Below are 14197 nucleotides of genomic sequence, written 5' to 3'. Positions count from 1 at the left end.
TTCTACGGCCTGTTCTTCTGAAATGAGATGAAATTGGATACCTTTTTCATCATGGAGCATCTGAACAAGTTCTTCCGCAGTCTTTTTCGGTTTCATTTTAGAATTTTCGATTATGCTCACATCCTGTTCAATCGTTCTTTTTCAGTTGCCCCATCAATTCCTGAAAACTTTCCAGAGCACTCTGCAAATTTTCAATAATATCCGCGGCAAGTTCGTCCGGCGCAGGGAGATTGTCCAAATCGGCAAGCGACTTGTCCTTCAGCCAGAAAATATCCAGACTGGTTTTATCACGTTCCAGAATTTCATCTACCGTGAATCTGCGCCAGCGGCCTTCTGGATTTTCCTGTGACCATGTTTCTGTGCGTTCGTGGCGGTTTTCCGGATGATAACATTGAATGAAATCCTGCAAGTCAGCATCCGTCATGGGATGCTGACGAAGCGTAAAGTGAACATTTGTGCGAAAATCGTAGATCCAGACTTCCTTTGTCTGACGCTCTGGGCTGGCGGGACGCTTATCGAAGAAAATCACATTTGCCTTTACACCCGGCTTGTAAAAAATGCCGGTTGGCAGACGGAGAATGGTGTGCAGATCCGTGGTGTCCAACAGCTTTTTACGGATGATCTCGCCTGCACCACCCTCAAACAGAACGTTATCCGGTACAACAACGGCCGCCTTTCCGGTCGGCTTCAGAATCGTATTGATATGCTGGATAAAGTTGAGCTGCTTATTCGAGCTGGTCGTCCAGAAATCCTGCCGGTTGTAGACCAGATCCTCTTCTTCCTGCTCCTCTTCTTCATTGGTGAAGGTGATGGAGGATTTTTTACCGAACGGCGGGTTCGTCAGTACATAGTCTACACGATAACCCGGGTCAGACAGCAGCGCATCCCCGCGCATGACGGGGACTTTGCCGTACAGGTCACCGATATTGTGCAGATACAGATTCATCAGGCAGAGTTTGAAGGTTGCAACCACAAGTTCAGTTCCATAGAACGTTTCGTTTTTCAGGAATTCTTTCTCTGTGCGGTCGAGTGCATAGTTCTTTGGGTCCGCCAAGAACGCCTGTGCAGCAAGGAAAAAGCCGCCGCTTCCGCAGCAGGGGTCAGCAATGGTCTTTTTCGGTTCCGGGCGCAGACAAGCCACCATTGCTTTGATGAGCGGGCGGGGTGTAAAATACTGCCCTGCACCACTTTTTACGTCCTCGGCGTTCTTTTGCAGCAAACCTTCGTAGATCTCGCCCTTCACATCGGAGGACATGGATACCCAGTTTTCCTTGTCGATCATCTGCACCACGCGGTACAGGATGGAAACATTGCTGATTTTGTTGACGGCCCCTTTGAAGATCTGCCCTAAAATGCCGCCCTCATCGCCCAGCCGCTCCAGTATAGCGCGGTACTGATTTTCCAGCTCTGCGCCCTTGAGCGTGTTCATATCCGACCAAGTATAACCTTTAGGGATGCCGGTTTCTCGCTTATACGGCGGGCGGGAATATTCATCGGACATTTTCAAAAAGATCAGGTAAGTAAGCTGTTCAAGATAATCGCCGTATGATACGCCGTCATCCCGCAGCGGATTGCAAAGTCCCCATACTTTGGAGACGATATTAGAAGATTGTTCTGACATGAAAACTCCTGTTATTTTGTGATAAACTCCGTATGATCCACATAACGTGAATATCTGCCAATAGTAGATAACAACTCCTGAATGCGTTCTTCTTTACAATCAGGATTTTTCTTTATCTCAATGAACAAGCACAAAAGCTGGGTAGTGGTAATCAAGGCCTGCTCCCGGCTCTTGCAATATTTCAGCATCTGATCCGGGAAAACTTCCTCGGTGCGCTTATCCAATGGCATTGTATTATATCCATTCACAATTAAAAGTGCCTTTGGTTGATGGTCGTGTTTTTCCAAAAACTCTGCGGCCCACTTTTCAAGTTGTGCAGCGTGCTTTTCGGCAGCACTTTTGCTGACACCTTTGATTTCGACTACAATATCGGTGTCGCCATACTTCGCGATGATATCAGTGCGTTTTTCCTCAACAGGGCAAAGCTCAAAGCCCAGTTCACAAAGAACCTGTTTGACGATATTTTCAAGCGGGGTCCCCGTTTCGGTCAGCAACCGCTTGTAATTTATAATTTGCTCAAGATTTGCCTGCTTTTCCGAAAGCTTTTTCTTCAGTGCTTCGATTTGACGTTCTACCTGCTTTGTCTCTTCGATTGCATCCGACTCATTCAAAATATGAAAATTATCAGTCCATTCAGGTAAGCGCCCGACCTCTTTTTCCAAAAGTAACTGATTATCAAGCTCGAAAATGCTTTTCAAAAATTGCTTTGAAGCGTTCTGCCATCTGGGGGTTCCTTCAGGCAACTCGGAGTCAAGCGAGGGCAAAAAAACAAGCAATCCCTTATTGTATTTTTTGGCAAAGGAAACTACTTTATCACTGCGGCAAATCTTAGCCAGAACAGTTTCTTTTTGAACTTTAAAAGCTGCATGATACGCAAGGTTTTCTTTGTTTGATGCAAAGAAAGTGTTGAATGGTGTACTGCCACAAAATTCGATTTCTTTTCCTGCGAGACGTTCTAAAGTTAATTCTATGGGCAGAAATGAGTAGATTTTAAACTCTGGTGGGTCATCTAGTAAATCGAACATACTATTTTCATAGCGACAATAGCAATTCTCACTATGCCCAACGATGATAAAAACATTGCGTCCACTTTTCAGCAACTCGTCAAGTTGCTTCCGAATGTGTTCAAAATCTTCTTTCATTTGACTGGCATCCGGTTCTGTGACCAAGTACTTGTTTTTATATTTTTTTCGATCTGTATATTGTTCCACAAGATTTGAACTATCAATTATGACAGCATCATAATCCAAAAGCGAAACTGTAGACGAAAACATGCTTTCATGAAAGTTTGGATAGTGCAGGAATTCAAAATTGGTATTTAATCCAAGAATTTTAGGAGTTCTCATTATTATACTATCCCTTCCTCAAACGCCTGTTTCAAAATACTCTGCCGCATCACATCGGTTTGTGCGAATGTTGATACAATTATGCCTTCAATTTTATCATAGATAGATAATTTTTCTTCAATTCCAGCAACTATCCTTGCTTGCTCTTTGATGGAAACCATTGGGATTTGAAGTTTTGATATTTCTTGTGAATTGATATTATTAACTCCACTCGTGGATTTTGCTGTGTTTTCAATATAGCGTCTTGCATTCGGAGATGATAGATAATGCAGCAAATATTGAGGCATAAGTTTTGAATAATCTGCAATACGAAGTCTCATCAAATAGCCAGCATATATTTTATCCGTATCATTATCTCGAACCATAGCGCCGGCACCAACAAGCGAAATACTGCCATTTGAACGGATGATTAAAATATCTCCGGTTTGCAGCATAAACTGCTTCAGTTCTTTTGAATCAAATTCGGCATATTTCAAATCTTGTGAATCGATGATTCCTTTATTGGCGTCTATATTCGGGATACGTATTACTGCTGTTGAATTCTCGTTAAAGTTGTAGCTACATTTTTTAGATGTTCCATAGCGTGGCTTTTCAATAAGTGTACCCAGATATGTTGATTCTCCATCGTTTTCAAACGCACTTTTCAGCACCGCTTGCCGGTACACTGCCAACTGCTCCTTTGTGGTCTTGAACGTATCAACCGCCTTATCAAGCTCTGAGAAAAGCTCGTCGATTCTGGAAACGATTCGGGATTGTTCATCTAATGATGGAATGGACACCTTGATTTTTGAGTAAGACTGAATCCAATATCTTTTATGTGTACTGTGGTCAAACCGGATGATTTGTAGGCGATAAAAGATATACTTTGGAATGACTAAATCAGTGTTAATATGCAAAATCTTCATTGCTGAAGATTTTACTTTGAATCTGAAATTCACAAATTGAGTTGCAGTTGTAAAGTCATCAAAAATGATGACTGGTAACTGGTCAAAAATACCATCGGTTTCATTTGTTTTTCCCAAAATGAAAGACTTTCCTGCGGTTAAAACCGGCGTGGCATAGGCATCGCTATAGTCGGTAGACTTTACAATATATGCTGTTGGTTGCTCAAATGGCAATAATTCACCCAGTTCATATTCTGTATATTGCACGTTTACTGTTTTCCTTTCGATGCTTCCTTAGCGCAATCCACCATGAGTTTGTAGGCTTCTTTTTGTTCAGATGTCATGCACTGATTGTTGTCTGCCATTTCCTTAAGTAATTTACAAGCAGCTTCCATTTCTGCTGAGGATACAGACATTTGCCCATTCATCACAGTTGAAAACAATTTTGCGAAGCTAAATAATTCAAATGGGTTCATATAGTTCTCCTTACGCTACCAATTCCTCGTTCATTTCATCCAAAATCTCCTGATACTTTTCTCCGAACACCCGATAGAACCCACCCAAGCCGCCTTTGCTGTCAAACGGCGTATACTCCAAGTCCTCCGGCAGAATGCTCAACGATGTGATGATATGCTCCTTGATCAGCCGCAGCCATTCCATCTGTTCAGCGGTAAAGTGGACCGCACCGGTGTTGCGGCGGAAGGTCCACTGTTTGAAGTTGTAGTTTACCCGGTCGGCAAAGGGCGAAAGGGTATCCGTATAGCCCATCTGAAAACGGATAATGGAAATTAGGTCGGTCAGCTGAGCGAGTGTGCCTTTCTTTACCTTGTCAGGCTGCTTGATGGCATAACAATCCCACAGACGCTCGACCGTGATGCCCTTTGCTTCGAGTTTTTGATACAGTTCCGTCAGTTTTTTCAGTACCATCGGACGTTTTTTATACGTTTCATTGTAGATGATGCGCAGGGCAATGATCTCATCTTTATTTTCCTCGATGAAATTCTTAAATGTAGAGATCACCCGGTCTGCCGTTTCCTCCTGATTGGTGTCATAACCGGCAAAGAGTATTTTGTCCAGATTAACGCTGTCGATGATCTGATCATGGCTGCGGCGGACATTTTCAATAAAATCGCGCACATCCGGCTTCTGGAAAGGTGCAACGGCCTGTTTGATGAGCTCTTTCTGGGTCTGTGCAAGCTGTTCCGGTGCGGGCATAAGCACGCCGCTTTCTGTTTGCGCTTTGGCATGAATGACATCTTCATCAAAGGCATTCAGCAGATTCTCCGCAACCTGCTCTGCGGTCTGCCCTACGGTTTCTTTGAACTGCTTGTGTTCGCTGCGTTCCATCCTGCGGCTGAGACGAATGACGCGGTTTGCAAGAGAAGTCAAGGTATCCTCATCCCGCGCACCGAGTGCAATGTTCATCATCAGTTCCTTCATGGAAACCGCTGGCTTGCGTTCCAGCGTGCGGGTCTCGGTCTTTTTGGATTTGGTTACACCCACTGCATCCACGATCACAAAATGATCTTTGTTTTCCGTAGCAGAAGGTGTTACCTTTTGTAAATCATCCTTGCTTAGTGTGCGGGTGCCGCGGCCTTTCATCTGCTCGAAGTAATTGCTGCTGCGCACATCCCGCATGAACAGCAGGCACTCGATGGGCTTTACATCCGTACCGGTCGCGATCATATCCACAGTAACGGCTATACGCGGGTTATAGTCATTTCGGAACGAGCTGAGAACGGCTTCCGGATTCTGCGCACTGTAAGTGATCTTTCTGCAAAAATCGTTTCCTTCGCCGAATTCTTCCCGGACGATCTGCACAATATCGTCTGCATGGCTGTCCGTCTTGGCAAAAATCAGCGTTTTGGGGACTTCTTTCCGGTAGGGGAACAGCGTGGTATGGAGTGCTTCTTTGAAGGTGCGAATCACAGCACGGATCTGGCTTGGATTTACGACATCCTTATCCAACTTGGACTGTGTGTAGAACACATCCTCGTCCATCTGCTCCCAGCGTTTTGCGCGCGTCAGGCGGTTACGCCGCTCGATCAACTGCTTCAGGATGGTTGCACCATTTTTCGTCACATCGGTTTCAATCAGATAAATGTCCTCGCCAACGTTAACGCCGTCCAGAACGGCCTGCTCTCGCGTATATTCGCTGACAAAATTTTCATTGAAGTAGCCGATGGTTCGCTTATCCGGCGTAGCGGTCAGGCCGATGATAAACGCATCAAAATAGGAAAGCACTTGACTCCATACATTGTAAATAGAACGATGGCACTCATCTACGATAATACAGTCAAAGAACTCCGGCGGAATTTTGGCATTGTAGACGACCTCTTTTGGTGCTTTGCTTTCGGCGGTGACATATTCCGCAAAAGGAATCTCTTCTGCCTGTTCGTCCAGTTCTTCCCCTTTTAGAATGGAATACATCCGCTGAATCGTACTGATGCAGACCTGTACATCCCCGGAAATATAAGAGTTTTTTAACCGGCGTACACCATACAATTCCGAAAAGCTGCGAGGATCGTCATTGGGCTTGTATGCCATGAACTCGCGCTCGGCCTGTTCACCAAGGCTGCGGGTATCTACCAGAAACAGGATGCGATTCATTCTGCCGTATTTCAACAGCCGATAGGCGGCAGTAATGGCTGTAAAGGTCTTGCCTGCGCCGGTTGCCATCTGCACAAGAGCACGCGGCCGATTTTCTGAAAACGAAGTGTCCAGACCATGAATTGCACTGATTTGACATTTGCGGAAGCCCGATTCATCCAGCTGCGAGATACGCTTCAGATTGTTGCGCACAGTATCCGGTTCAGCAAGCCAGCGTTTCAACGTCTCCGGACGGTGGAACGAGAATACCTCGCGCGAACGGTATTTAAGATCTGCGTAATCGGTAAAACGCACCAATTCGCCAGTGGCTTCGTAGGCGAACCGAACCTTGTACTCCCGCTTTACCCATTTGAACTGGCTATTTGCATAGCGGCTGGACTGCGTTTCCACATCTGTCAGCGCTTGACCTTCTTCGTCTTTCTTTGCCTCTACAACACCAACTGGCACTCCCTCAATGAAAAGTGCATAATCCACCGGACCGGTATTGGTAGGGAACTCGCGCACTGCAACACCGGAAGCAACCGTCAGATTTAGTTGTTTCAGATCCTGAATTGTCCAGCCACTTTGCCACAATCTGTTATCGATCTGTTCCCGCGCTCTTGCTTCCGGAGTCATAACGATGCACCTGCCTTTGCTATCTTAGGGCAAACTGTTGATACCTCTATTTTATAAGATACAACACAATATTACAAGTGTTTCCCTTTTATAAATTTTAAAGCGATATACTTCATGAGAATTTTTCAAAGTACTTGAAAATACGTAAAATTCATAGTATAAATTATACGAAACAATTGCTGCTTAGTATCTGTTGCTCAACAATATCTAAATGGGAGGTGCCTGCCATGACCGCCGTGATCTATGCCCGCTATTCCAGCGACAACCAGCGCGAAGAATCCATCGAAGGCCAGATTCGTGAATGTGCGGCTTATGCCGAAAAGAACGGCATCACGGTCATTAAGCACTACATTGATCGTGCATTCTCCGCAAAGACGGACAATCGCCCGGAGTTTCAGCAGATGATCAAGGACAGCGAGAAACGGTTGTTTGACATTGTGCTGGTCTGGAAACTTGACCGCTTTGCCCGGAACCGTTACGATTCTGCACATTATGAGTACCAGTTGGAGCGAAACCATGTCAAGCTGGTGTCCGCTACTGAACCAATTTCAGATGGTCCAGCAGGTATTATGGTCAAAAGTATGCTCACCGGCATGGCTGAATATTATTCCGCAGAACTTTCTGAAAAGGTCGTGCGCGGCATGACCGAGAATGTTCTGAAGGGCAAATATAATGGTGGAACGATTCCCATCGGCTATACAGTGGACGAGGAGAAGTTCTTTCAAATCGACCCTTTGAAAGCTCCCTTTGTGGTAGAAGCCTTTCAGCGGTATAACGATGGTGCGACCATGAAGGAACTGATGAACTGGCTGAACGACAGTGGCGTGACCACCAACCGCAACCAGAAGTTTACCTATAACAGTATTCAAACTTTGTTGACGAATCGCCGCTATATCGGAGAGAACCGTTTTAAGGACATTGTGATGCCAGACAGCATCCCGGTTATCATTGAGAAAGAACTGTTCGACAGTGTGCAGGACAAAATTGCCAAGAACCGCCGCGCTCCGGCTCGGCACAAAGCGGAGGACGATTATTTGCTGACGACCAAGCTGTTCTGTGGAATGTGCGGTGCGATGATGTTCGGGGAGTGCGGAACGAGTCGAAATAAGAACGTCCACCATTATTATAAATGTGCTAATGCCAAGCGCACCAAGACCTGCAAGAAAAAGACCGTTCGTAAAGAGTGGCTGGAGGATTTGGTTGTCAACGAAACCATGAAGATGATTCGTGACGATGACTGTATTCAGTCTATCGTGGATGCGGTGATGATTCTTCAGGAACAGGAGAACACGGTGCTGCCTCTGCTGGAGAAACAGATGAAAGACATTGAACGGGGCATTGAGAATCTTTTAAATGCGATTCAAGAGGGCATCCTGACCAGCTCGACCAAAGGACGCTTGGAAAAATTGGAAGCTCAGCAGAAGAAACTGGAGATCCGCATCGCGGAAGAAAAGCTGGCAAAGCCGAAGGTCAGTGCAGATTTTGTAAAATTTTGGCTCACCAACTTCCGCAAGCTCGATCCGAACGTGAAAAGCCACCGGGAAACGCTTATCAATACATTCGTGAATGCGGTTTATCTCTATGATGAAAAAGTTTTAATTACATTCAACTACAAAGACGGCACAAAAACCATCACTTTCGATGAAATCGCCGCCAACGATGCCCCAGAGGGCAAAGGTTCGGATTTGGGTTGCTTCGCTCCACCAAAAAACCTCAACGTATGCAAGTGCGCTGAGGTTTTTATTTTGTAACAAGGCTAAACTCATAGAGCGGGTGGATTCGAACAGCTGCGGCGCTGTCGCAGAAGACAGCGCAAAAACAGCCCAGTGGGCTGTTTTTAGCAGCGCGGCTCGCGAAATCCACCCGCGCCCACCAAAAAACCTCAACGTATGCAAGTACGCTGAGGTTTTTGTTTTGTGACGAGGTTAAACTCACAGAGCGGGTGAATGTGAACAGCAACAGCGACGACCGCTGCCAGCGGCAGAAACAGGGAGGAGTTGTTGGGGCTGCGGCCAGCAGGATGCGCGTGCCGCCCAAGGCACGGTGCAGCCGCTGGGAGCCGCGACCCGGGCTCCTTATACAGCGCGGCTCGCGACATCCGCCCGCACACGTATTGCATCTGCCCCAGACCTGTGATACCATACAGGTAACAGAAACAACACAGACGGAGGACTTTTCCATGATCTACGATACCCTGAACAACCTGCCAAACTATCTGGGCGTAAGCGACAATCTGGACACCGTGATCGAGTACATCATGGCACGGGATATCACCACCCTGCCCGCCGGGCGCACCCGCATTGACGGGGACAAGGCGGTGGTCACCGTGAGCACCGTCACGCCCCAGACCTCCGACAAGGCACTGTTCCAGCGCCACGACAACCACATCACGCTGGAGACCGACTTGGACGGCAGTGAGCTGTTTGAGGTAAGCCTTGCGGAGCTGACCCCCACCAAGCCCACCGATGAAGCCGCCGACATCACCGTAGGCACTGCCGGTACCAGCATTGCCGGAATGCTGTGCGAGGGACGCTTTGCCCTGTATCTGGCCGGGGAGCCGTATAAATCCGGCCTGAAGGCGCAGGGGTGCGGCAAGCTGAAAAAAGCCGTGTTCAGCATCGAGCTGGACTCGGACGAGGAAGAAACGGAAGAATAACTGAAAGGAGACTTTCTGTATGGGATTTTTTGCTGTACTGGCTGCAAGCCTATTTGCCGTATTCATTTTTACTGTATTCGGCGGCTATTCGCTGCTGCTCTGGTGTCAGCAGTCCCTGTGGATGGTCGTTCCTCCCGCGCTGGTGCTGGCTGTTCTGGTCTGGACATTTTTGAAAATGGACGATAAGATCACCGCCCTGCAAAAGCGGGTGGACGAACTGGAAGCCGCACAGAAAGCCGCAGAAAAAACCGATAAATAATACAGCGCCGTCCTTCGCAGAAAAACTTCTCTGCAAAGGACGGCGCTGCTTTTTGTGAACGCTTTCACGTTGGCCTGCCGGTGGTTACAGATTTAACAGAACATTCACCCGGAAGATTTGCTCCTCGATCTCCAAGTGCAGACTGCCGTTGTATTTGTGTACCACCGTCTCGGCAGAGACCAGCCCGATGCCGGTGCCCTCGTGCTTAGTGGAGTGCAGGATGCCTTGCTGCTTTTTCAGTACGCCGTCGTAACGGTTCTCCACCACAAGCCCCAGCATGGCGGGGCTGAGCATCTGCGCCATCACCTGCACCCGTCGCTGCTCCGGCGGCAGCTTCTGGCTGGCGTGCAGGGCGTTTTCCAGCAGATTGCCCAGAATGGTGCACAGGTCGGCCTCCGGCATGGGCAGCTGCCGGGGAAGTGCCAGCTTCCACTCCACAGGGACGTCCTGCTGCCCGGCTGCGTGGTCGTAATATCCGGCCAGTGCATCCACGGCGGCGTTGGCGCACAGGGTGGGGCGGTGCTCGCTAAGCTCGCTTTCGTACTGGTGCAGATAGCTTTTCAGCTCCTCTAGCTGCCCGGTCTCGGTCAATCCGGCGATTACATGCAGATGCTGCCGGAAGTCGTGCCGCAGACGGCGGGTGTTGTCCAGATAGGTCTGCAGCTCCATATACCGGCGGGACTCCATGGCCAGCAGCTGGTTTTCCCGGTCCAGCCGGGCGTTGCGGGTAAACTCCCGGGCAACGCGGTACATTTCGTACAGCAGCAGAAAGATGCCGAACAGCGAGATGGACACTGCCAGCACCGAGATGATCTTCAGCCGCCCGACCAGCACCACGGCGGGGTCCAGCGGCATACAGTATACCAGAAAAACGGCATAGAGGGCGGGCAGCGGCCATGCGGATTGCCAGAAGGCTTCGCCGCTGTACTCCCGCAGCAGCCAACGGCTCCACTGCACGGCGGTGAACCAGAACAGAACGGTGAGTACCGCGGCAAGGCCCAGCCGCAGCAGCGCCGTGGAGGCAAGGCAGACTGTCCGTGGGTTGGAGATCTCGGCCCGGGCGTTGAGCACTATCGACAGCAGGGAACACACCGCCATCATCACGGCAGAGATGGAAAATAAAAAGGCGGTCTGGCTTACGGTCACCTCCGGCGTTACCCGCCAGCGCAGCAGCCAGAAGGAGACCAGCACGATGGCGGGCAGGAGAGAATTGCTGTTCAACCCGAACACGGTGCAAAGTGCGGCGCATCCGAAGCACAGCAGGGTGATGCATCCGGCGGCGATGCAGGCAGTGCGCCTAGGAGTGCGCAGCTTTTCCCATAGAGATGCCAGACATAGAAATGCGCTGGGATACAGCAGCGCAAAATCCAGAAAATAACGGCCGAACAGGGCAAGATCCATGGCGGCTGCTCCTTTCCTCAGTGCAGCTCCTGCCGCATGTGGCGGAACTGGTATTGTGTAAAGCGGGCAAGCAGGGCGCATTTATCCTTTTGCCGTACCGGCAGGCGGGTGCCGTCCAGGATCTCAATGCAGTCCTCCCCGAACCGCAGCACCTTGTCCATGTTGATGATAACGCCCCGGTTGCAGCTCATAAAGTTTTCCCGCGCGGTAAGCTTTTCTTCGATCTGCGCAAAACTGCACATGGCGCGGTATTCGCCATCCTCGGTGGTGATCAGGACGTAGTGGTTCCGGGCAATGGCGTACAGCACCTTGCGCAGCGGCAGTTGAATGCTCTGGCGGGCAATGCGGATCTCCAGCTCCGGCTCCTTACAGCGCAGCGCCCGCCGCAGCTCGGCAGCAAGGTGCTCGAATTTTTCCTCCTGATAGGGCTTGAGCAGGTAATCGAAGGGGTGCACCGGAAAGGCATCCCATACATATTCCGGGGAGGAGGTTACGAATACGATCAGCACCTCCGGGTCGGCCTGCCGCAGACGGCGGGCAGTCTCGATGCCGTTGGTGCCCGCCATGCAGATATCCAGAAACACCACGGCGTACAAGCCGGGCTCTGCTGCGGCGCGGAGAAAATCATCCCCGCAGGTAAACCATGTGCACTCGGCTTCGGGCAGCTGCTGTTGCAGCAGCTCCTCCAGCCGCTGGGCGTCCGGGGCCTGATCCTCTACGATGGCGATTGGCAGTGCCATCCATACACCCTCTTTCTCCATTCATTGTTCCTTTATTATAGCATACTGCGGCGGGAAGGGTATCTGCTTTTTTGCACAAAATGCTCCATTTTGCGCGCGGAACGCCGCCCTGCGCACCCGCAGCGGGCGACTGCCAAAAAGTTTTTGTTGACAGACGGGGCGAATCATGTTATTCTTTTGTTGATTTTGAGAGACGCCGCCTTGCAGAGTCTTTTCAAAGCAATTTACTCGGGACCGCCCAAACGGGGCTAAGGCCATACGGACAGCCGGGTCCACTGCCGACCGGCGGCGCAAGCTGCCATTATTGATTGAGTTTGAAGCTCAAATTTTATAAGTTGGTTCCTTTACAACCATGAAATTGCGCAGCCTATGCGCAGACTTGTGAAACGGTCAATAAGAGTAGTAAAAGTGTAGTTGCTATATAGACTCTCATCACCCCGTCTTTTTGGATCGCGAATAACGCGCAGCACCGGCACTTACAGCTGGGTGCTTTGTCAGCGCGGAAAAAGCTGCTCCAAGCGCAGGTCTGCACATTTGTGCAGTGCCTGCGCTTTTTTGTTGTGCAAAAAGAAGAACAGGGACGGAGGAAAAGATGAACGAGAACAAAGCGCGTTCCCGGCTGGACCAGCGCCGTGCGCCCATTTACGAGGCGCTGGAGCGGTTCCGGCAGATGCGGGTGGTGCCTTTTGATGTGCCCGGCCACAAGCGGGGCCGCGGCAACCCGGAGCTGACCGCTTTTCTGGGTCAGCAGTGCGTGGGCGTGGACGTGAATAGTATGAAGCCGCTGGATAACCTTTGCCACCCGGTGTCGGTCATCCGGGAAGCCGAGGAACTTGCCGCCGATGCCTTTGGCGCGGCACACGCCTTTTTAATGGTGGGCGGCACCACCAGCAGTGTGCAGAGCATGGTACTTACCGCCTGCAAGCGGGGCGATGAGATCATTCTGCCCCGCAACGTGCACCGCAGCGTGCTGAACGCGCTGGTGCTGTGCGGCGCTGTGCCGGTGTATGTGAACCCGGAGGTGGATAAGCGCCTGGGCATCTCGCTGGGCATGAAGCGGGAGCAGGTGGCCAAGGCCATCAAGGAGCACCCCAACGCCGTGGCTGTGCTGGTGAATAACCCCACCTACTACGGCATCTGCTCCGACCTGCGTGCCATCGTAAAAATGGCGCACGATGCCGGAATGCTCTGCCTTGCGGACGAAGCACACGGCACCCACTTCTACTTTGGCGGCGGCCTGCCGGTTTCTGCTATGGCGGCGGGCGCGGATATGGCCTCGGTGTCCATGCACAAGAGCGGCGGCAGCCTGACCCAGTCCAGCCTGCTGCTCATCGGTCCCAATGTGCACCCGGGCTATGTGCGTCAGATCATCAACCTGACCCAGACCACCTCCGGCAGCTATCTGCTGATGTCCAGTCTGGATATTTCCCGCCGCAATCTGGCGCTGCGGGGACGGCAGGTGTTCCATCAGGTGGCAGACATTGCCGAGTATGCCCGCGAGGAGATCAACGCCGTAGGCGGCTACTACGCCTTTGGCAAGGAGCTGTGCAACGGCGATTCCGTCTTTGATTTCGACACCACCAAGCTCAGCGTTCATACGCTGGATATCGGTCTTGCCGGCATCGAGGTCTACGATATCCTGCGGGATGAGTACGATATTCAGATCGAATTCGGCGATATCGGCAACATCCTTGCCTACCTGTCCATCGGCGACCGCCCGCAGGAGGTGGAGCGTCTGGTCAGCGCACTGGCGGAGATCAAGCGCCGCTACCGCACCGACGGTTCGGGTCTGCTGAGCCAGGAATACATCGACCCCGTGGTGGCCGCCAGCCCGCAGGAGGCTTTCTACGCCCCCAAAAAGAGCCTGCCCCTGCGGGAGACCGAGGGCATGGTGTGCAGCGAGTTCGTCATGTGCTATCCCCCGGGCATCCCCATCCTCGCACCCGGCGAGCGCATCACCAAGGAGATCCTGAACTACATCGAGTACGCCAAGGCCAAGGGCTGCAGCATGACCGGCCCGGAGGACCCCGAAATTTTGCACCTGAATGTTCTGGCATAAGGAGGG

11 protein-coding genes are annotated in these 14197 nt (G+C 50.6%); 4 read left to right on the top strand and 7 right to left on the bottom strand.

Annotated elements, in window-relative coordinates; all coding sequences use genetic code 11:
* Positions 1 to 127: 127 nt before the first annotated feature.
* From MTP39_RS09330 to MTP39_RS09310, 5 genes are read right to left on the bottom strand one after another with little or no spacing between them, the layout of a single operon-like run.
* Positions 128 to 1621, bottom strand: a complete 1494-nt coding sequence (locus MTP39_RS09330) for a class I SAM-dependent DNA methyltransferase (RefSeq protein ID WP_249240320.1) — start codon at positions 1619 to 1621, stop codon at positions 128 to 130.
* Positions 1622 to 1632: 11 nt separating this feature from the next.
* Positions 1633 to 2967, bottom strand: a complete 1335-nt coding sequence (locus MTP39_RS09325) for a hypothetical protein (protein ID WP_249240319.1) — start codon at positions 2965 to 2967, stop codon at positions 1633 to 1635.
* Between the two features lie 2 nt (positions 2968 to 2969).
* Positions 2970 to 4118 (bottom strand): restriction endonuclease subunit S, encoded by a 1149-nt coding sequence (locus MTP39_RS09320; RefSeq protein WP_249240318.1) that lies wholly within the window; start codon positions 4116 to 4118, stop codon positions 2970 to 2972.
* Between the two features lie 2 nt (positions 4119 to 4120).
* A complete protein-coding gene (locus MTP39_RS09315; RefSeq protein ID WP_097778893.1) occupies positions 4121 to 4327 on the bottom strand; it encodes a hypothetical protein in 207 nt (68 codons plus the stop codon).
* Between the two features lie 10 nt (positions 4328 to 4337).
* Positions 4338 to 7076 (bottom strand): type I restriction endonuclease subunit R, encoded by a 2739-nt coding sequence (locus tag MTP39_RS09310; RefSeq protein WP_249240317.1) that lies wholly within the window; start codon positions 7074 to 7076, stop codon positions 4338 to 4340.
* 227 nt (positions 7077 to 7303) lie between these two features.
* Here MTP39_RS09310 and MTP39_RS09305 point away from each other — a divergent pair, with 227 nt between their 5' ends.
* From MTP39_RS09305 to MTP39_RS09295, 3 genes are all read left to right on the top strand, one after another.
* The gene (locus tag MTP39_RS09305; protein ID WP_249240316.1) at positions 7304 to 8827 is read left to right on the top strand and encodes a recombinase family protein; all 1524 of its coding nucleotides are present in this window, start codon (positions 7304 to 7306) and stop codon (positions 8825 to 8827) included.
* A gap of 428 nt (positions 8828 to 9255) precedes the next feature.
* Entirely contained in the window at positions 9256 to 9732 is a 477-nt protein-coding gene (locus tag MTP39_RS09300; protein WP_249240315.1) for a YhcH/YjgK/YiaL family protein, read from the top strand.
* Between the two features lie 19 nt (positions 9733 to 9751).
* A complete protein-coding gene (locus MTP39_RS09295; protein WP_249240314.1) occupies positions 9752 to 9991 on the top strand; it encodes a hypothetical protein in 240 nt (79 codons plus the stop codon).
* Between the two features lie 84 nt (positions 9992 to 10075).
* Here the strand turns inward: MTP39_RS09295 and MTP39_RS09290 are convergent, their stop codons facing one another.
* Both MTP39_RS09290 and MTP39_RS09285 read right to left on the bottom strand, forming a co-directional pair.
* Positions 10076 to 11392 (bottom strand): sensor histidine kinase, encoded by a 1317-nt coding sequence (locus MTP39_RS09290; RefSeq protein ID WP_249240313.1) that lies wholly within the window; start codon positions 11390 to 11392, stop codon positions 10076 to 10078.
* A gap of 17 nt (positions 11393 to 11409) precedes the next feature.
* Entirely contained in the window at positions 11410 to 12132 is a 723-nt protein-coding gene (locus MTP39_RS09285) for a LytR/AlgR family response regulator transcription factor (protein ID WP_249240312.1), read from the bottom strand.
* 592 nt (positions 12133 to 12724) lie between these two features.
* On the opposite strand from MTP39_RS09285, the gene MTP39_RS09280 reads away from it, so the two are divergent.
* Positions 12725 to 14191 (top strand): aminotransferase class I/II-fold pyridoxal phosphate-dependent enzyme, encoded by a 1467-nt coding sequence (locus MTP39_RS09280; RefSeq protein WP_015537818.1) that lies wholly within the window; start codon positions 12725 to 12727, stop codon positions 14189 to 14191.
* The last annotated feature ends 6 nt before the right edge of the window (positions 14192 to 14197 follow it).

Origin of the sequence: Faecalibacterium sp. I3-3-33 (genome assembly GCF_023347295.1) — a bacterium.
Taxonomy (GTDB): Bacteria; Bacillota; Clostridia; order Oscillospirales; family Ruminococcaceae; genus Faecalibacterium.
This window is presented reverse-complemented; position numbering and strand designations above follow the sequence as displayed.

Bases quoted from the DNA above. Each gene is read 5' to 3' on its own strand.
- MTP39_RS09280 (WP_015537818.1), top strand. From the start codon at position 12,725: ATGAACGAGAACAAAGCGCGTTCCCGGCTGGACCAGCGCCGTGCGCCC.
- MTP39_RS09305 (WP_249240316.1), top strand. From the start codon at position 7,304: ATGACCGCCGTGATCTATGCCCGCTATTCCAGCGACAACCAGCGCGAA.
- MTP39_RS09310 (WP_249240317.1), bottom strand. From the start codon at position 7,076: ATGACTCCGGAAGCAAGAGCGCGGGAACAGATCGATAACAGATTGTGG.
- MTP39_RS09315 (WP_097778893.1), bottom strand. From the start codon at position 4,327: ATGAACCCATTTGAATTATTTAGCTTCGCAAAATTGTTTTCAACTGTG.
- MTP39_RS09300 (WP_249240315.1), top strand. From the start codon at position 9,256: ATGATCTACGATACCCTGAACAACCTGCCAAACTATCTGGGCGTAAGC.
- MTP39_RS09330 (WP_249240320.1), bottom strand. From the start codon at position 1,621: ATGTCAGAACAATCTTCTAATATCGTCTCCAAAGTATGGGGACTTTGC.
- MTP39_RS09285 (WP_249240312.1), bottom strand. From the start codon at position 12,132: ATGGCACTGCCAATCGCCATCGTAGAGGATCAGGCCCCGGACGCCCAG.
- MTP39_RS09295 (WP_249240314.1), top strand. From the start codon at position 9,752: ATGGGATTTTTTGCTGTACTGGCTGCAAGCCTATTTGCCGTATTCATT.
- MTP39_RS09325 (WP_249240319.1), bottom strand. From the start codon at position 2,967: ATGAGAACTCCTAAAATTCTTGGATTAAATACCAATTTTGAATTCCTG.
- MTP39_RS09290 (WP_249240313.1), bottom strand. From the start codon at position 11,392: ATGGATCTTGCCCTGTTCGGCCGTTATTTTCTGGATTTTGCGCTGCTG.